Here is an 18,422-nt window from a genome sequence, read left to right on the forward strand (position 1 = left end):
GAGGGATGTCAGATGCCAGCGGCGCGGCCACGTTCACGGGCCTTCTGAATTTCATTGATTGCTACGGTGTCGCCCTTGGCATTTGCCTTGGCTGTTTCCGCGTAGTATTCTGCGCGGGTAAGCTGGCGGTTCGCCGGGGCCGCGTTGGTGTCGGGCGTGATCTGGGCCGCGTCACCGATGCTGTTGTTGCTGTCCACGGCGTTGTACCGCCCAAGGATTTCTTGTGCGGCAAACCGCGCCTGTGCGCCGCCTGCGTCGATCATGCCGCGATACTCAGACAGTTCCGCTTCCGGTACGCCTGTCTTTGCCCACGCGGCAAGCTGCTTCCAGTTGTCTTCACCGCCCACGCTGCCGTGAACGTCTTTCAGGATGGACGCGCCTTTTGCTGCCTGCTTCCCGATAAAGTTTTCGGTGCCTGCAAGGATCAGCGCCGCGCGGGCTTTGCCTACCTTTTCGATAAGCGCCGCCTGATCCACCTTGGTAACGTCGCCTGCTGTAATGGCGTCGTACATCATGGCCTTTGCATCAGCCGGGGTCATGCCTGCGTTCTGCATGATCTCCATGACTGCATCACCAGCGGGGTCGCCTGTGGTTCCCCACGCGTCGGTGTCCAGCGGATTGTCTTCTGCCGTGGTGTCGTCCTCAGCCTTAGCTGCGGCTACTGCCGCTGCGTCATCAACGGCCTGCTTTGCGGCTGCTGCGGCGGCTTCTGCATCCGTCGGCTTGACGGGCGCTACGTTGGTGTCTGCGACGGGCGGCGTGTTGCCAACAATGTCCTTAGACGTACCGTTGGTTGTATCTTCGGTTGCGCCTTGTACAGCGAGTGACTTATCTTCTGGTGTGGTCATTAGCTTTCCTCAGCTACGGCGGCTTCGCCTGCCTTTTGTCTGACGTTGGCATCAGCTTGGATGCCAGCGAGTTGCTGCTGCTGCTGCATTGCTTGTTCGCTGTTTTGCTTCATTTCATCTTGCGTGAACATGAACTCAACGAACTTGACTGCGTGGTTGGTGAACACAAACGATGCAAACTTCATGGGGTTGATCGTGCTACGAACTTCCTCTGGTACTGCTTCCAGCATTTGAAGGTCCGCGATTGCTGCACGCACGTTTGCAAGCTGGCCCTGCCGCGACAGGCTTTCCAACCCGGTCGTGATAAGGATTTCAAATACATCGTTTACAGCCCCACCGACTTCCTTTGCGAAGTCCATAGAGTACACAACATACTCAGCCTCATACTGCTGCCACTCAGTCGCTAGGCGGGAGTACAGACCACCAAAGGCGCTCTCCAACTCGTTAGCGATGAACCGGATTTCTTCTGCTGTGATGCGCTCGGCATCCCGAACAGAGTTGCTGTTCAGCAAGAACGCCTGCGCTAACTCGCGCTCCCATCCCATGATGATCTCACGAAGTACACCGATCTCTAGGCGTCGTGCGCTCTCTGGGGTAGTGATGTCATCCCTGCGGCCTGCGTGGTAGGAACCGCGAGGAGAGTTGTTCAATTCTTCTACGTCCAGCCCTGATCCGGGATCGACAAGAAACTTGATGTCGGCCATGACACCGATCATTTCCACCAGTGCCACTGAACACACGTCAATGTTATGGAAGGAGTTGATGTTGTCTTCTACCAGACCCCGGCCATAGTTCTCGCCACGGGCTAGGCTCCATGCAAGCACAAGCACAGGAAGGTTGCGCGGTGTGTAGAACCGCACGCCCGGTACTGCGATGTTGTTGACTGCCTGCGCGCTGCGCCAGCGTTTACCAACCAGCTTGTAATGCGTGAGCAATACGACGGGGCTATCCTCTTTCAGCGCGGGCTGATCTGCCAGCACCATCTTCTGCATAGCCGCATCAAGGTTGCCGAACTTCTTACCGTCGCGCAGCATAACCTCTGTGATAGCGCCTTCGATAGTGCGCCGCACGCTGTAGTCTCTGATACCATACGCTGTACGCGATCCGCTATCAAAGCGACGGATACATGTGTTGCCTGTGATAATCATGTGCTTCACAGCTTCAACTGCCACAGGGCGATAGGTGGTTAGACCCATCTTGCGCATACCTGCTTGCTCGACGTTTGCTGTCTCAGTACGCACCAACTCAGCAAACGCTGCCTCGTTCTCGGTGCCGACTTCCTCAGATATTTTCTTGCGGGTTTCCGGTGTCAGCGCCACGGTGAAGAACGGGCGGTCCTTCGGGAACATTGTATCCACTACCTTGTTTGCAAGGTGGTTAACGACACGCGGGCCAATAGCAACAGCCCCACGATCTTGTTCCGATGATGCGGATGATTCTGGGGCGCAGATGTACGGTAGGGTGAGGCGGGCGTAGTTTTCGCTGCGCTGGATCAGGTCGCCCTTCTCTGTCTCCATCGCGGTCCAGATAATAGCCAGATCACCATGGGGCGCGGTTGGATCAGGGTGCTTCATTACAGGCCACCAATAGCACTTGCGCTAACTCCACCCACGACCCCGCCGCTGCTGGTTCGCTTGCCTGCGCCCTTCTTGGTCGCGCCGTTTGTAGTGTCCGGGTCATCTACAGAACCGATCTTGACCCTAGCGCCTGTGTCTTCCTTCATGCGCTTTAGTCTCGCTGCCTCTGTTGCCCCGGTTTCTTGCTTCTCTTGGGTAGCCGCAAGCTGCGTTCGTTGCTTCTTGCGGTCTTTTGAAGCCATAACGGCAGAACCGACCCCAACCGCCAACGCGCCAATAGCAAGCGCAGTAAAAAGTGCCATGTCTTCTCCTATAGGTTAAGTCGATGGCTTCGCTCTGCAAGCGTGAAGCCCATATGCTCCAACAGCTTGAGTGCTCGTTCAGGAGTAGTGTTTAGTGTGGACATCCTGACTTCATCAAGTTCAGCATCCTTTGCGTATTGGATGAACCGCCTAAGCAGGCGCAGCCCGTCTTTACCGGGAGCGTACCATCCGGTTTCAACCAGCGCGGCCCACGGTCTAACCGGGTCCATAACAGGAAGTCCTGCGATGAAGCCTGTGTCCGTGAGGAAGATAACCCCGTGTTTAATGATGTGCGTTGTCCAGCTTGCCGTTCGATCTGGACAAGCTGGCATGTCTGAGTATGCAGTTGTAAACTCCACCACCATCCCGGTTATTACCGGAACGTCTGCTAATGTTGCCTGCCTCATTTCCGCACTTCTTCTTCAATGACCTTACGCAAGTCAGCCTTAGCTGTCTCATAACCTACGTCGTACATCGTGCTTGTTGCAGTCATACGCTTAGGTAAAGACCAGCCTTCCAGCCGTTTTGCCATCCGCTCATTCATTGGTGGTGTGCTAACCGTCGATAGGCTTGTCATTGATGTTCTCCGGGTGCTGTATTGCATCAAGCACATCGCGGGGTAGTTGCCGGGATATGTCTTGTGGAATAGGTAGTCCTCGACCGACGTACTCTGCTGCCAACAAGATCAAATCCTCTGGCGGCATATCGGCATAGGCCATTGTGTCCTCCAAGAGTTCCCATGATCGGGATGCTTTGTCTTAGGACGACGGGATAGGTAATTGCCGATCTTTGAGCCATTACGCATACCGCTCGTCACGGCGGGCTGTAACAGATACAAAGATCGACTTTTGTCTTAGGACTATGGGTTAACCAAAGAAGAACTCGGATTTGAGGACATCTTCGATCTGCAAAGTCCCACGGGCAGGCAGGGCAGGCAGGGTAATACCGTGGCGTTCCTCGTGTGCTATCTTGAAGTCAGCAAGCACATCATGGTCGCCATGCAGCTTAACAAACTGTTCTCGTATGATCCGGTGCCATTGCTTGATGTCACAGGCATGAACACCGAAGTCATCATGGATCATGGCAAAGGAAGTGATACCGGCCTCTGCACCTGCATTAAGGCACATCTGCATGTGGCAGGCATCTACATGGTGTACTAGGTTCGGGCTGCTGCCCTGTCGCTGCTTACGCGCGCTCAACTCGTCGGTGTCCTCAGCCATGCTAAGGCACAGCCGCCCGGAAATCTGGGTTTCAATGTTCCGGGTCTTGTAGTTGTACGTTGCCTGATACACTGGAAAGCCAAGTGGGCTTGTGTACTCTAGAGGATGACCTGCCTTGGCAAGTATCCCGGCACACTCCTGAACCCAGTCCATCGCCTGCCTAGCGGCGACCACCACTTCCCCAATGCTTCCCCATATGATTGGGCTGAGGTACATGGAGTGCCGGAAGTTCGTGCTCTTGTCGAAGAAGTCGGGGGCTGTGTCTTGCAACCAACGAAAGATGCTGTCGGTACACGCCTGCCGCGTTGACCCATACGGCATGGTCATTACAGGCGGCTTGGGTAGCTTGCGGGGAATACCGGGCAGGTCCATGCTTTCAAACAGCGCCATCCAGTTCACAGCCCCCGCGTGGTGCTCGTCGTTTAGGCTACGCAGCCCGATCAGCTTGCGAGTAGCAACATCACCTACGTTCTGGTAGATGTCTGCTGGCACCTTCATCGGGATCAGGTTCACCGCCGCGCCGCCAATGCTGTCACGCAGCATGGCTGAGAAGTGCTGTAGCCCGTTGCAGCTACCATCCAGCGCCACAGGGAGGTGCGACACAAACGCAGCGCCGTGTTCAACAGCCCCGGCATATTCCAAGCAGAACGCAAGGAACTGGTATGGCTTATCGGCGTCCTTCCAATGGTCGCGGGCTGACACGGGGTCTTCGGCCACGGCCAACCAAAGCGCAGCGTTGTCGTCAATCCACTTTACGCGGTCGGGGTAGTCCATCTTGTCTTTGCCGTATTTGTTGGCACCATGAACCTTCAACCAGAACAAGCCGTCTTGGCCTAGTGCCTTGCCCTCGTGAAAGCGTAGCAGCGCCTTGCCGTGATCTGTACCCTGCGGCGACAGCCCTGTGGTTGCTGCGTACACCCGGCCCCGAAAGTCACACTGGTACACATAGTAGAACACGCTGTAATCCGTGAGCGTGCCAGCCATCCGCATTGTCCGGGTAAGCGCAAGGTTCTTTGCTACCCGTTCCCGCTCTATGATGTGTATCTCGCGGGCGTTGATCTTCCAGTTCAGGAACGCCTCTTTACGGGGGTCTGTCTCTGTCAGGGCCGATGGGTCGTCTTCGGCGCTCAAGGGGCTGGGCGGCACCTCGTAGGGCTGGGAACGCGGCATCCCGATACCAAGGTCTTTGTGCCAGACTTCCCGCATCACTTCTAGGATCGGGGTGTTCAATTCCCATCCTGTATTCTGCATGGCGTTGATCGCTGTAAACACCTTCGACATATCTGCGGTGGCAAATAATGCCGCCTGTGCTGATCCAGATTTACCGCGCATCTTAACAAGCGGGGTGCGGCTGCGTAGGGCGGGGCTGTAGTAGCCCCCATCGCTTATTGCACACCAGTCTTGCGGCGGGACGACACAAGGCATCCTGTCGGGGTGCGCTAACTCCATCTGCTCATTGTGCTGCATCACCCAATCAACACAAGCCTGTGTCGGTACGACTGATACTTCCTTGCGGTTGTTGCCAAGGTTCACGATCTTCTTTTCAATCAGGTCGCAGACTTCCATCATCAAGCCGATAACCGTAGCGCCCACGCCTAGCTGTTCCTCTTTCAGCCACTCGCGCCAAACCTGCTCCTTGCTGGATTGTGCATGGCTAAGGGCACGCTTCTGATAGCGGTAGTTCGTGCTGCCTCTGGCTTCAAACTGTCTGATGATTTCCGCGTAGTATTCCTTGTGCTCTGTCTCAAACTTCATAAAGCGCAAGTCGTCTTCGATTACCTTCCCTATGTTAATGCAAAGTGACTGCAACGATTGCGGATTAAACATGGCGGCAATGACTGCCTTGAGTGCCATGAGTGCTGCTTTATCAGTGTTGACGGTGGCAAGGAGTTTGGCGTACTTCCCACGCCTGCGCCCATCGGGATGCTTCCCGGCTAGGTACAGGCTGATGTGGTCAGAGATTTGCAAGACATAGCTACGCAAAAGGCGACTGCCCGCAGATGTTTCATGCGTGCGGTCGCCCTTGATTGCTGCGTCCTGTTGAGCACGGTATCTGCTGACACCATGATCGACCATCGTTCCTTCCCATGACAACTGGTCATGGATTGTGGGCATTATGGTCCTATGCTTTGGGAGTAAAGACAGCCTCTAGCTGTGTACGCTCTTGCTCTGCGTGCGCTGTGGCGTTGCGGGCAATGAAGCGGAGTAGATACAGGAAGTCGGCGCTTAGTTGTACGGGGGCGGGCATTAAGTTGCTTTCAGTGCCGCTCGTTTCACGCGGGCCTTAGCGTTGCGGGCTAGGCGGAGTTCTTCGGCGGTCTTGTGTGTGTGATGGAAGACACCACCATGTTGCGGTGTGATGTGGCGCTCGTAGTAGCGCAGCAAGCGGGCCAGCCACTCGTACTCTGTACCTTTGGCACGGGCGCGGCGGGCAAGGCTGAATACCCTGCCCTCCATACCGTTGCAGTTAATGCAGAGCACGTCGCGGAGGTAGCCCGTTGCGTGATCGTGATCGAGTGCAGGCGTCTTATTTGCTGCTGCGGTCATAGACTGCTCGCACAGAGGGCATTTGTACCCCTGCTGCTTCAACAGCGTTGTCCTAACTGTCACCGCTTGGCTTGCTTTGATGCGTACTGTCATCGCGCTTCAATCGGGTAGTACCGCATACCGCATGTAGAGCACACGATAGCCTGCCCGTTAGGATAGACGCGCTGCTCACAGATATTGCACTTGTACAGCTTAGGCTGTGCCACTTCGCACCTCCTTCAACCACTTCACAACGTCCAGTGGGTCATCGCTGCGGCGCATCCATAGCAACTGCATGTCACCCAGAAGCGCCTGCGTCGGTGTGACTGGGGTGCTTGTCTGCCAGTGCTCAAAAGGATAGTCGTGTTCCACATGGAGCATTACGAACAGCCTGCGCACCAAGTCAAACGCATCGCTGTCGTTATGCACATCGGCCAAGAGGTTGTAGGCCATTACAACGCCGCACGGCTTGGTCTTTGCCCTAGCTGCGTACATGATCTTCATCGGGCCTGTCATGTACTCCGGCGTAGGGGCTTTGCGCACCTGTTCCTGTGCTTTCAGGTAGGTCTGCGTGGGCTGCAACTCACAGTGTACCACGCCGGGTACAGCAGGCAGTCCCTTAATATGGTCTGCTGTGTCACCCATCAAGCATTGCGCCCAAAAGAACTTGGTTCCCCAGCCTTTCAAGGTCTTGCTCGACTTGCTATCATCCACCCAGATGCTACCGAACGTATCAACTACGTCCACCAGCGCCTCTGTGTCAAAGCACCAATGCAGACCCGGCACCATGCGCAAGTCCTTGTCGCGGCTAACGATGACACTAAGGTTCCGATCTACTGCGCTGTAGTTGGCAATAGCCAGCCCGTCATCAGCCTCTCGTTCAAGGTGAACCACACCATTAAGCACAGTGCCAATATAAGCCCGTACCGCATCAAGGTGCTCAGGTTTTTCCTTGTCTGCGCGGTTTGCTTGGTACTCCTGTTGGACCGCCTGCGCTGGTCTGCTGCCCTTATTAGAGCCGCTTGGTGTGACGTGGCAGACATACGATGACGCACCACACAGTCGCATAAGTCCGGTTGCGACCAGTTCAGCACCTTCCTGCATATCAGACAGCGTTCGCCTTTGCTTAATACCATCTAACTCATCCTTTGTTTCTGCGGAAACTTGATACGCCAGAAAATCGGCGTCAATGTGCGCAATGCGCCCCGGCACTTGCTCAGGGTACACCACGGCGTCGAAGTGGCCGCTGAGATCATCAGCAGCCACTCCAAACGCAGCTAACGGGTTGGTCAAAGACCCAGATCAGCCATGATGTCTGCCGGGGAAGCATCAGGAGCACCGCTCACGTCCTGCTTGGTCTGCTTAGGCTCAACGGCTGGGTCCACAACAGGTGCCGCCTCCACGGGCGTCTTTGGTGCCTCTGCGGGCGTCACGGGTTCCAGCACTTCTTCTTCCGGGGTTTCCACCTTGCCGGGATCAAGGTTCAGGTTCAGGTCGCCAACCCCGGAAACCAAGGTTTGCAGTGCGCTGCCCTCAAAGCCGACCATGTTCTGCACGATGTCTTCTTGAAGCCAGTTCTTCGATTGCTCTGTCTCAACACCCTTGGCGTCCTTCACAGTGCGGGTGCCATCAATGAATATGCTCTCCCACTGCTCTTTGGTCGGGTTCTTGAGTAACAGCAGCTTGATCGGCACGCTGATCTCAGGGACGGCGACGTTCGTGACAACTTCTGTCATCGGGTCTGTGATCGTAGGCGGGCCGATCAACCAGTTACCGTCTGCGTCCTTCATGTTCGCAAAGGTGCGCTCCGGCTTGTCCTCGGTCTTCGCCACAGTGTTGTGTTCGATCTTGATAAGAAAGCCCTGTCCAAGCATACTCGCCATGTGCTTGATGCCTTCACGGCCATACACCATCTTCTTCATCAGCTTGGAGAAGCTGGCCTTGTCGCCAACCTTCAACGCCATCTTGATGCTCTGCATGTTGGTGACGGTGCGCTTGACACCATCCACTTCAATCTCGCGGCGGTGCTTCGGCCCGTTCAACTCAAAGTACATCCGCACTTCCATGCAGTCTGCCTTGGGCTTGCCTTGGAATGGCTTTTGCTTGCGCTTGCCAACCTCAACATAACCGACGAACCGCGCCGGGGTCCAGCCAGCCGGGGCAGGGCCGTCATCAAAGTTGCTTGTTTCCTGTGTCTGGTCGTCATACTGGTCGGCATCGGCGGCTTGGTTTACGAGTTCATTGACGTTCATGTGTTTTCCTAGTGCGAATAATGTTTAAGGGAAAGCATGTTCGGGCCGACCTCGGCATCCACGGGGAATGGAACCGGGCAGTCGATGTTGAACAGATGCTTGAGAAGTTGCGGCACAGCCTGCATGATCTTCTTCATGCCGGGGATGACGGTATCAACGATGTCAGGCTGCATGTCAGCCCACACACAGTCATGTACGGTGTTGACCAGCAGCGCCCTGCCGTTGAAGTTGTCGTTCTTGACGAACCAGCGCCATAGGAAGCCAAGGATCATCTGAACGATCTCCCCGCCTGTTCCCTGTACGGGATAGTTCTTCAACTCTGGTGGGCTGAACGTATCAGTGATGCCCTTGCTACGCATAAACGCGGGGGCATCCCAGCTACGCCAACTGTATAGGGTGCCTGTTGGTGACTGCCATGTGCCTCTGCGGTACACACGCCAGCCTCTATCTGCATCGCGGAAAGGCTCTGAGGTGGCGTTCACCTCTTTCTCTACATCCGCGTTGAACTTCACTACACCGGGGTATTCCTTTTCCTCGGCTTCGATCATTTCCTTTACGTCGTCCAGTGGGATACCATTCTTCTCTGAGATAGAATTGGCCCCTGCACCGTATGCACGCTCAAAGCTGAATGACTTGCAGTTCCGGCGTTCTGCGTTCCACTTGGCGTAGTCTGGTGCGTCTTCGTTCTTGCAGTGGAACAGTGCGAACTCATAGGACACGCTGTTCTTCAACGACACGCGCTTGCAGTGGAAGTCGATCTTCAAGTTCAAGTCACGGATTAGGTTCACATCACCGCTGAGTAGACCCTGCACAACCACTTCAAGCTGGCTGTAATCCAACTCACCCATAACGCCGTTCTCAAAGCGGCTGATGAACACTGCTTTCACATCTGACTTCTGACCTGTCGGGATGTTCTGCATGTTCGGGTTATTGGCTGATAGCCGGGTCGTCACTGTGCTTGTGTGGTTAAGACTGTGATGAACGATGTGATCTTCTTTCTGTACGCACGTTAGCATCCCAACGTACATCTTCTTCTTTGTATCGTATCGGACGTAGTAGGTGCCGATCTCCTTACTGAGAGCCTGCCACTTGCCCATCAGCTTTAGGAACGGCACATCACGGTTTGCAAGGATAGCGATGATGTCAGAACCCGTACCATACACAGGCTTGCCCATGCCGTCTGTCAGCTTACCTTTCCAATCGGAATCAGGCTTGGTGTAACCGGGCAACTCGTAGAAGAAGTCTTGGTACTTCACCTTCAACTCACCGGGAACATCCACGTTCTTGAACTTGCCATCGCCCTTCTTCTTGCCGGATAGGTAAGTGTCTTGCTTGCGGCTTTCTGGACCGGGGCAATATAGGTATCCTGTCTCAACCCCATCCAAAGTCTCTGGGACACACTTTGATACATCAACAGGCTCCCCACCAAACAACGGCCACCGCGCCGTAGCCTTGAGCCTAGCAAGCTGCCCGGTTGCCTCGTCCAGATACGTCGTCTGCTTCTGGTAGCGGATCGTGCCACCGTACAGCAGGCAGGAGATATGCACGTTGCTGCCCCAGCTAAACCCGACTTCATCCGGGATGTGCTTGATGTACTCTTGCAGCCCTGCCTCAGCTTCATTGAACTCTGCGGTGCGCAGGATCAGGTCCGCCTTGGCGCGGGCGGTGTCGATCTTGACGCCGTTGAACTCCATTTCTGTTGTGGCACACAGCCCGTCCATCCGGGCCTTGATTGCAGCAGTCATGTTCAGGTCTTCGGCCTCTTTGATCTGCCCCAGATAGATCAACTCAGTGTTGCCGATGTCGCCGCTGTTCCGGCCTTCGTCCTCTGTGCCAATGAGGTAGTCTTCGAGCAGCGCCGGGTCGATCTGGGATGTCAGATAGCCTGCTTCCCATAGCGCCTTGATACCGTCGATCTTCTTGCGGCCCCCGTATTCCTCAATGATGTTGTCCATAGCGGCCATCTGGCTACGCTGGCTCTGGGCATTAACGAGGTAGTAGCCGTACTGCGTACACCAAACCCTGCCGCCACGCTTGTAAAACGCCTTAAGGTCTGGGTTGTCGTTGCACATCTCATACAGCAGGTCAAACTTGATGTTGTGGCCGACAAGTACCGTTACATCATCTGGGATACGCAGGTAGTTGTCTTTGGTCTTGCCCTTGAAATACTCCATGCTGGCACGGGTATCGCCCTGCTTCTTCCAGCCACGCATGACGACGTAGTTCAATGGATGGAACGGGTTGGCCTTGCGCTTGTGGCTCTGGTGTGTCTCCGTTTCGCTGTCGAAGACTAAGTACACATCGCCGGGGTTAGGGTTTGGCGCAGGAACGCCATTGCTGTGCATGGGAAGGATACTCACCGCAGCGGCCACGGGTATTTGGCTGTTATCTTGTCGATGTACTTTTGGAGCATCTGTTCGTCAACGCTGTTGCCAACACCGCCCCCAACACCGCCCCAGCGTTCACGATTAACGGTGTGCTGCTTGTCAGCCGCGTCCCGTAAGAACCGCTTGTCTATAGTAAGAGCACCCCTTGCCCAGAACACATTAGACACGGCCATGGAGTGGTATTCCATCATGCTCTGTATGCTTATGTCGCCGCCCCGATATATCAGGTTCAACGGCAAGCCCCGTACTGTGAACGCGCCCTCTGTAGCAATGAACCCGCCAGTTGGTCCGTAAGAGGTAGTGTCGGGCCACGGCACCCCCCACCCCGCAGCGTTTTCTACAACTACGTCAATATCCTTTACAGGTTGACCTAGCAAAGTATCGCGTAACGCCCCGCCAGCGATAACGTAACTCATGCGGAAGGGGTGATGTTTATAGTGTTCGTATATAGCGTCGTCCACTTCTTCCATGAACGCGATCAGTTCCAGTATCTTACTCATAGCTTGGCTCCATCTTGTCCTCCCGCCAATGCTGGAAGGTGGGCTGTCGCAACGCTGTGTAGCTGTCGTCGCGCTTGTACTTGATCGTGGCGATACGTGGCTGGTCGATATGCCCAATGGGTCCACAAACATCCCACCAATATTTGCGGTCAGCGTGTGACATCTTCCCCGGCCCGATACCAATCTCTGTGCCGTGGAAGTCCGCTAGGATACGACCGACCATACCAAGGGGTACGCCGTGCTCAGAGACAGCTTCTTCAAATCCGTTGATGCGCAGGTCCACCGTGGGATCGAACACAACCTTCTGGTAATCCCAATGCCGTGTACCGGGCTTGAACAGCGCAGAAGCACTGCGGGCGATGTAGCCCTCAATCTTGGCTGCGTCTGGCCGGGTACTCGCTACATCCAGTTGACGCATCAAGTCTTCTTCGTCGCGGCACAGCGATTGGTGTACCATACGGGCAGTATCCGTCTGCACTGTCCGCAGGATACCGCGCAGGATACGCTGCCGCAGAAACCACGGTGCGTCACAGTGATTGCTGTAGTCAAAGAAGTTCAGGATAAGGTCGTCCTGTGGCACCTTGCGGCGCACCACCCCACTGACATCCTTGAAGTCGGTGAAGGTCTTGTGCGTAACCTCTGCCACAAAGGTCGTTGGCCCTGTAATTGAGATGCCGTGCTCTGACAGTGATCGCAGGAACGCACCTACAACAACATCACAGCTTGGCAGGGGTTCGCCGCTGCGTGACTGCGTTGCCCATTCCATGCCGTGCTCATGGGGTATAACGTCAATGCGTACAGGAACACCGTCATGCTTAACGCTCAGGCCGACCGGGAATACCAGCTTTGACGCATCAAAGCCCTTAGCCAGCGGGATGCTTGCTGTCATTTTGATGTCCTTTTATGCTCTTGTGGCGGCTCCCGGAACGACAGGTAGTCGTACTGCGGGTTTTGCTGGATGAACAACTCAAGCTGTATAATCAGCCCCGCCGCCTCATGTGCTATGTGCAGCAGGCCGCTCTCGTCATCGAACATCTGCCCGGTATCACGGCTGCGGCGATGTCTGCGGCAAGCGGAGTTCCAACGATCTGCCGCAACCTTCATCCAGCTACGCCGCTCGTACTTGAGCATACCGTAATCAAGCACACGGTTTATGACAGACAGTGCTCGTACCATGTCATGCTCAAGTAGCAGGGGATCGGTTTTGCCTACATCGGCTTTTGCTTCTTGGCTTGGCGCGCCTTCTATGTTTACCGCCATCCTTTGCCATCCTTAATGGTGATGATGCACCGCTTTGCGTTTGCATACGTTCCGATCATGCTGTGCGACCAGCCCGACAACCCTTTGTTGTAGCCCATGTCCAGCTTGCCATAGACGCCAGCAGTGTAGACGCCCTCAGTGATACCCGCAGAGTGCGTGTGCGCTGTGTTCGCCTTACCAACTGTGCGTAGGTTCTTGGGGTTGCCGCGTGCGCCGTTCGGGCCGAGGTGGCCGTGCAGGCCCGCTTCGATCTCACCGAGGATGCGGTAGCTGTCATCCTCCTGCAATATCTCGCAGCTATCCAAGAAGTCCTCAGACAAGTGCAGCGATAGTGCATGGGTGAAGGCGTGCGGTTCGTCGCCAGCTTCTCTCGCCTTGAAGCAATAGGCGTTCATTTCATGCCAGTACCGGGCGTTAATCGGGTCTGCCATCGCGGTTGTGTTGCGCAGCCATCCTTCAATGGCCTGATCGTGGTTTGACACAATGATGATGTGCCGGGAATACTCGCGGTACGCTGCTTCATTCAAGAAGGTAGCCGCGTTCACGATCTCCCTCTCCACCTCGTCTGTACCCTTGACGTACATGCTGTGCAGGAAGTGCGGGTCTTTGATGTTGTGGTGGTTCCGCGCCGTGAAGTCGATGGTGTCGTGGAAGTGCTGCTCGTGGGGCCGGAGCCTGTCAACAATGCCGCCGAGGTCAAAGACCGCGTGTGCCGTGGGCAGGTCCAGCTTGTCCATGTGGATGTCGCCGTGGGTGATGGCGAACATACGACAGTTCTCCTGCTCCCCCTTTAGTGTCCAGTAGGAAGTGAGGTCGTAGAAACCGCCAGATTTATCAGCGTTCAACTGCCGCGCCCACCACGTCCCGTTGTCGTCCACTTCAACCACCAGCGCACCGAACACATGATGGAAGTCTGCCACCTGTCCTGCTGCTTTCTGGATGTAGTTGCGTGCCGTGACCGTCCCCGTGGTGTAAAGGAACTTCGCCGGGTCGATCTTCATTGTCGGCACGCTTTCCATGACCAGCTTTGCGTGCGGGATGATGGCTGATGCCTGTCGGGTGTAGTTCTTGAAGCTGGACAGCGGGTTGATACGCGTCGGGATCACATTCAACTCGCCGCACCAGATCAGATCAGGCGTTACTTCCAGCGACACATCAGAGGCATACGGCAAGATGCGCGGGTCAAACCAGATGTCGTCGTTGTCTGAGGATTTCTGCGATCCGGGCTTAACCGACTTGCTGCCGTAGGATGCCTTGTTGTAGGTGTAGCGGCTGATGTGCAACTCTGCATCCCGTGCGGCACAGTATCGCTCTAGCGCAAGGAAGAAGTCTTCGTTCAACAGCGTGTTGGACTGCGCACTGGTGAACACAAACGTCTTGCCTGTGGCGATGTTGCGCCGCTTGTCCGGGGCATCCAGTGTGCCGCCGATGATGGGGCCGGATAGGGCAACAGGTTCAAGGCACTCAGCGTCGATGTCGTTGGCTGTGCGCAGGAAGTCGCCTGTGGTGAACTTCTCGCCGTGGCTGCGAAGCCATAGCATTGCTGATACCCTGCCCCCGCCATTGGCCGCTAGGGCGTCTTTAACTTGTTCAGCAGACACACTCATGGACGGTGGCCTTTGAACAGCTTGAACGCCCGGACGCGCTTGCCCGACGGGCGCTTCATTGTGGGCTGGTTCGCCATAGGGTGACGCAACTGGATCATGCGTGGCTCTGAGTTAGCCACTGCTTGAAAGAGAACTGTAAAGATGTTCATTCGTCGGATGCTCCTGATGTGTCGGCTGTGTAGGGGATGTCCTCGTAGCGCGCCTTTTGCGGGCTGTACTGGACGGTGGCGCGGGGGTCTTGTGGTGCGCCCTCGCGGCGTATCTTGTTCTTTGGCATACCGATGTAGCGGACGCCTGCTAGACCGGGATCATTGCTGGCCCCGATCATCATCATAAAGTCGCACGCACCCTGCTTCCCGGTTTTGCTGTCTTTGAGCATACCGAGCGTAGGGAATTGCAGACCGTCGCCTTCATTGCTGATCTGGGATGTCGCCAACCCTGCATGGTCGTACTTCACAGCGAGTTCACGGCCCCACTGATACATACGCTCTAGGCCAAGGTCTGTACGGGCTGAGTCACCAAAGCCCCGGATGTTGTCGATCATGTCGTAGACGACTAGGCCGGGTTCCTGCTTCTCAATGATGCCCTCGACCGTGAAGCAATCTGCGTTGTGAACGTCGATCACCCTGATGCGGTCGATAGCACCCATGATGCTGATGTAGGCGTCACGGATGTTGCCGCCGCCGTCCATCTTGATAAGTTCTGACATCGTAGCGCCAAGGGCTGCTTGATACAGCCGGGGGATGATGCGCTTGCCCGGTCCCTCGTTGTTCAGCCAGATAGCGTTCTGGCCTGTGGGAAGCTGGGCGGCTAGGTGCGTCAACTCCGACGCAATGAACGTGGTTTTGCCCTTGTCGGGTCGCCCCGCGATGATACCAAAGTCACCGCCGCGCAAGCCCCGGCACGATTGGTTCAGACATTCCAGCCGCCAACTCAGGCCGCTGTCGTCAATTTCCTCTCGCAGCAAGTCTCCGATGTCGTCCCGGATGTAGTCGATCTCCCGGATACCAGCGTCGGCCTTGAAGCCGTCCACCAGCCGGGTGATCTCGCCTTGGATGTTCGATAGGTCGCCTGCATCAAACTTAGCCAGCAGGTTCGCTAGGTCTGTTCCCATACGCAGTTCCAGCATACTCCGCATGATGCCTTTCTTGACATCTTCGGGTACATCCTTGGTCATCACGTTCGACAGGATGCCGTCATACGCCGTGGATTGCTCTGCGGTAAGGTTCGGGTGCCGTGATCTGAACACAGGCAAGAACGTGGCGTGGTCGATGCGCTCCTGATCCGGGAACATATCGAAGTATTTGCCGAAGTCCGCTAGAATAGCATTGGTCTGTGGGTCGAGTGCTGATGTCGGTACTCTGCCGCGTATCCGCAGGTAGTCCGACTTGTGTTTGAGGATGCGTAGTAATTGAAGGTCGATCATACCATGATACCCCTCCCTACGCAGTACAGCGCAGTCTCAGGCACCCACTCGTAGACAAGAGTGGCCTGACTTAGCTGGACAAGGATTATACCGGGGTGCGACAGGTAGTTGATACCTGTAGACCAAAGCATAAGCGCGAGTTCATACGTTGTGGCGCAAGTCATTCTCAGGCTCCTATGTGCGGTTTGTTATTGCCTCCCGTATCTGCTGCCTGTGCAGCGCCTTCGGGTCTTTGGCGGTTTGAACGCGGGTGAGCACAACAGGGTACAACCCCATCCTGCCCCTGAGCCGGGTCCATGCTTTATCGCCAGCACCGTCGGCGTCGAACCACCCAACGACTTCGCCGGATGACTGCGTGATTTGGGCGGCGTGCTCTGGTGTGATAGCTGTACCAAGCACAGCTACCGCGTTGACGCCTGCCCGGTGAACAGCGATGGCCGACAGCACGTCCTCCACAACCACAACTACCGGGCTATCCCGGTGTGGTGCACGGAAGATTGTATCTGCGTTGCCAGACATCATGCGGTACTTCGGCCTCTCCTTGAAAACAGCGCGCCCTAGCAGCCCGACCATACCGCCCGTGGGGCCATAGATCGGGATCAGCACACGCCGCGTCTTTTCATGCCAGTGCATCCCGTAGGTGCCTGTGGCGTCTTCTGGGGATAGCCCGCCTTTGAGCACCCACTGCCACGCCTCCAACGGGCCTGCTGGAAGCGGTACGGCATCTGGGGGCATGTGGGGTAGGGTCTGGGACGACAACACGTCTTCTGCCTGCCTTGCGGCAAGGATTTCAGCTATGCTGCGCTCCCCGTGTGGTTGAAACTCATTCGCCCCGCACCTGTGGCAATAAAGGCTTACGCCGTTGTGCCCGTTGCTTATCGTGGCGCTGCGATCAGACGCGCAACACTCGACCTTTTGTTTGGACCCTATTCGCATATTCAGGGCTGATTGTTGCCAGTTCTTCACTGTCATCTGCCCCCTGTTCAAAAAGCTGCACAAGTGTGTCGCCGTAGTGGCATGTCATCTGTGCTGATGCGGAACCGCCCAGCGTTGAAGTAGACAGCGTGATGCAGGCAGGGTGCTTGGCGCGAGTGTCGGTGCAGTAGATCACAGCCACGTTGTCGTTGTGGTACTCTACAGTCATACCAAACTTGGCAAGGACGTCGCTCCATCTGCGGTAGACCACTCTTGATGTGAACTCCGCCGCCGTAATCATAAGCCGCAAGCGGTCGTAGCCGGGTGTATTGTTCATGCTGCTGCCTCCCGGCCTATATTTGCAACCCACAGTGTCGCCTCGTACCGTTCCGCCGCACGGGCCTTCTTGATAGATTTCTGCAATCGTCGCAGGTCTGCCTCAGTGAGCATAACGGTGCTGTCGCCGTCCCACTGGGCTACCGTAACCGCGTACTCGACGCACCGCAGTCCGTTGTTGTACTCTGTGGTGTGTTCCGTGATTGTAAGTGTGTCTTCCTCATCATGGGCGCAGTAAACCTCAGTGATGATACGCGCGGTATCTTGGGCCATGTAGCCTCCAATAAAAAGGGCCGAGCACTAATGCCCGACCCTGTGTCCGTAACAACAAGTCTTTGGGGTGCTTTACAGCCCCGCGAGAGGATCGAAGGGTTCGGCAGACACAGGGACTTGCGCCTCTGTGGCCTGATCCACCTCTGCGGTCACAACCGCGTCTTCCAATCCAGTGCTTTCAGCGCGGACCGTCTTCTTGCCAACAGCATATGCCTGCTTGCTTGGCTTGGTGATATAGCCGAGTTCAACAGCACGGTTCAGGTACGCCCGGACAGTCTGGACAGACTTGATTTCCATGTCCATACGCTTCGCAGCGGCCATGATCTGATTGATGTTCAGTTCAGCGTATCCCGCTTCCTTGCCCGCAACCACTACATCAGCCCAGTTACGCGCTGCGGCACTGCGGTCGCCGCCGCCTGCTCCAAGGTTCTTTTGAAGTTCGGCTGGAAGATCAGAAACGTCGGTGAAGTCAAAGATGTTCTTGTTTGTCATATGTACTTTCTTCGGGGTCATTTGATGCTCCTTGCAGGTTAGCCACGGCAACAATAACATAAGTGTTATCAAAGGCGCTATAGCAAGGGTTAGCCATTACTAAGTGATTGAAACTGCTATGGTTGGGTCGTCCTGCCGGGCCTACCATTCTCTTTGAAACACTGTGTGGTTCGACACGGCTCTGTTGCACAAATCTCATGAGGGATTCATCTTGTGAATCCAGCATGGTAGCTGTGTGGTATGAGTAAACCGACACCCCTCGCCTACAAGACCAGGAACTGGTCCGCCTATAACGAAGCGCTCAAGCGTCGTGGCTCGCTGACGATTTGGTTCGATCCCACCATGACCTGGGAGGCTGCGCCGACCGGAAAACGTGGCCGACAGCCCGACTACAGTGACGCTGCGATCCAGACATGTCTGACGATGAAAGTACTGTTCGGCATGGCGCTGCGGCAGACGACGGGGTTTGTCGAGAGCCTCCTGCACCTGATCGACTTGGAT

The 18,422-nt window shown here is 55.8% G+C and carries 21 protein-coding genes; 1 reads left to right on the plus strand and 20 read right to left on the minus strand.

Annotation, left to right across the window (positions count from 1 at the left end; genetic code table 11):
• Nucleotides 1-8: 8 nt before the first annotated feature.
• From BMY36_RS11300 to BMY36_RS11385, 20 genes are all read right to left on the minus strand, one after another.
• Entirely contained in the window at nt 9-848 is an 840-nt protein-coding gene (locus BMY36_RS11300; RefSeq protein WP_050519955.1) for a hypothetical protein, read from the minus strand.
• Entirely contained in the window at nt 848-2,422 is a 1,575-nt protein-coding gene (locus tag BMY36_RS11305; RefSeq protein ID WP_050519956.1) for a portal protein, read from the minus strand. The genes BMY36_RS11300 and BMY36_RS11305 overlap by 1 nt, the downstream gene beginning before the upstream one ends.
• Complete coding sequence (locus BMY36_RS11310) at nt 2,422-2,727, minus strand: hypothetical protein (protein ID WP_050519957.1); 306 nt, start codon at nt 2,725-2,727, stop codon at nt 2,422-2,424. Before BMY36_RS11310 ends, BMY36_RS11305 begins: the two co-directional genes overlap by 1 nt.
• An 8-nt stretch (nt 2,728-2,735) precedes the next feature.
• A complete protein-coding gene (locus tag BMY36_RS11315) occupies nt 2,736-3,134 on the minus strand; it encodes a GNAT family N-acetyltransferase (RefSeq protein WP_139194020.1) in 399 nt (132 codons plus the stop codon).
• A complete protein-coding gene (locus BMY36_RS20765) occupies nt 3,131-3,259 on the minus strand; it encodes a hypothetical protein (RefSeq protein ID WP_269430839.1) in 129 nt (42 codons plus the stop codon). The genes BMY36_RS11315 and BMY36_RS20765 overlap by 4 nt, the downstream gene beginning before the upstream one ends.
• A gap of 22 nt (nt 3,260-3,281) precedes the next feature.
• Nucleotides 3,282-3,446: a hypothetical protein gene (locus tag BMY36_RS19930; protein WP_156215194.1), complete on the minus strand. Its 165-nt coding sequence runs from the start codon at nt 3,444-3,446 to the stop codon at nt 3,282-3,284.
• Between the two features lie 147 nt (nt 3,447-3,593).
• The gene (locus BMY36_RS11320; protein ID WP_050519959.1) at nt 3,594-6,062 is read right to left on the minus strand and encodes a DNA-directed RNA polymerase; all 2,469 of its coding nucleotides are present in this window, start codon (nt 6,060-6,062) and stop codon (nt 3,594-3,596) included.
• A gap of 132 nt (nt 6,063-6,194) precedes the next feature.
• Nucleotides 6,195-6,587 (minus strand): endonuclease domain-containing protein, encoded by a 393-nt coding sequence (locus BMY36_RS11325; protein ID WP_074818729.1) that lies wholly within the window; start codon nt 6,585-6,587, stop codon nt 6,195-6,197.
• A gap of 99 nt (nt 6,588-6,686) precedes the next feature.
• Nucleotides 6,687-7,739 (minus strand): hypothetical protein, encoded by a 1,053-nt coding sequence (locus tag BMY36_RS11330; protein WP_050519961.1) that lies wholly within the window; start codon nt 7,737-7,739, stop codon nt 6,687-6,689.
• 23 nt (nt 7,740-7,762) lie between these two features.
• On the minus strand, nt 7,763-8,725 hold the full coding sequence (locus BMY36_RS11335; RefSeq protein WP_050519962.1) for a hypothetical protein: 963 nt from the start codon (nt 8,723-8,725) through the stop codon (nt 7,763-7,765).
• 8 nt (nt 8,726-8,733) lie between these two features.
• Nucleotides 8,734-11,085, minus strand: coding sequence for a DNA polymerase (locus BMY36_RS11340; protein WP_139194022.1), 2,352 nt, complete (start codon nt 11,083-11,085; stop codon nt 8,734-8,736).
• Nucleotides 11,082-11,612, minus strand: coding sequence for a nucleotidyltransferase family protein (locus BMY36_RS11345; protein WP_050519964.1), 531 nt, complete (start codon nt 11,610-11,612; stop codon nt 11,082-11,084). Before BMY36_RS11345 ends, BMY36_RS11340 begins: the two co-directional genes overlap by 4 nt.
• On the minus strand, nt 11,605-12,501 hold the full coding sequence (locus BMY36_RS11350; RefSeq protein ID WP_050519965.1) for a hypothetical protein: 897 nt from the start codon (nt 12,499-12,501) through the stop codon (nt 11,605-11,607). Before BMY36_RS11350 ends, BMY36_RS11345 begins: the two co-directional genes overlap by 8 nt.
• On the minus strand, nt 12,498-12,872 hold the full coding sequence (locus BMY36_RS11355; RefSeq protein ID WP_050519966.1) for a dATP/dGTP diphosphohydrolase domain-containing protein: 375 nt from the start codon (nt 12,870-12,872) through the stop codon (nt 12,498-12,500). The genes BMY36_RS11350 and BMY36_RS11355 overlap by 4 nt, the downstream gene beginning before the upstream one ends.
• Nucleotides 12,863-14,479, minus strand: coding sequence for a hypothetical protein (locus tag BMY36_RS19220; RefSeq protein WP_050519967.1), 1,617 nt, complete (start codon nt 14,477-14,479; stop codon nt 12,863-12,865). Before BMY36_RS19220 ends, BMY36_RS11355 begins: the two co-directional genes overlap by 10 nt.
• 145 nt (nt 14,480-14,624) lie before the next feature.
• Nucleotides 14,625-15,905, minus strand: coding sequence for an AAA family ATPase (locus tag BMY36_RS11365; protein ID WP_050519968.1), 1,281 nt, complete (start codon nt 15,903-15,905; stop codon nt 14,625-14,627).
• A gap of 174 nt (nt 15,906-16,079) precedes the next feature.
• Nucleotides 16,080-16,640: a toprim domain-containing protein gene (locus tag BMY36_RS11370; protein WP_217646621.1), complete on the minus strand. Its 561-nt coding sequence runs from the start codon at nt 16,638-16,640 to the stop codon at nt 16,080-16,082.
• Nucleotides 16,641-16,797: 157 nt separating this feature from the next.
• Nucleotides 16,798-17,157 (minus strand): hypothetical protein, encoded by a 360-nt coding sequence (locus BMY36_RS19935; RefSeq protein WP_050519970.1) that lies wholly within the window; start codon nt 17,155-17,157, stop codon nt 16,798-16,800.
• On the minus strand, nt 17,154-17,429 hold the full coding sequence (locus BMY36_RS11380; RefSeq protein WP_050519971.1) for a hypothetical protein: 276 nt from the start codon (nt 17,427-17,429) through the stop codon (nt 17,154-17,156). The genes BMY36_RS19935 and BMY36_RS11380 overlap by 4 nt, the downstream gene beginning before the upstream one ends.
• A gap of 72 nt (nt 17,430-17,501) precedes the next feature.
• Nucleotides 17,502-17,942, minus strand: a complete 441-nt coding sequence (locus tag BMY36_RS11385) for a hypothetical protein (protein ID WP_050519972.1) — start codon at nt 17,940-17,942, stop codon at nt 17,502-17,504.
• A gap of 219 nt (nt 17,943-18,161) precedes the next feature.
• On the opposite strand from BMY36_RS11385, the gene BMY36_RS11390 reads away from it, so the two are divergent.
• On the plus strand, nt 18,162-18,422 hold a 261-nt coding region (locus BMY36_RS11390; RefSeq protein WP_175469252.1), incomplete at its 3' end, for a transposase.

Origin of the sequence: Pseudorhodobacter antarcticus, from assembly GCF_900110135.1 — a bacterium.
GTDB classification, from domain to species: Bacteria; Pseudomonadota; Alphaproteobacteria; order Rhodobacterales; family Rhodobacteraceae; genus Pseudorhodobacter; species Pseudorhodobacter antarcticus.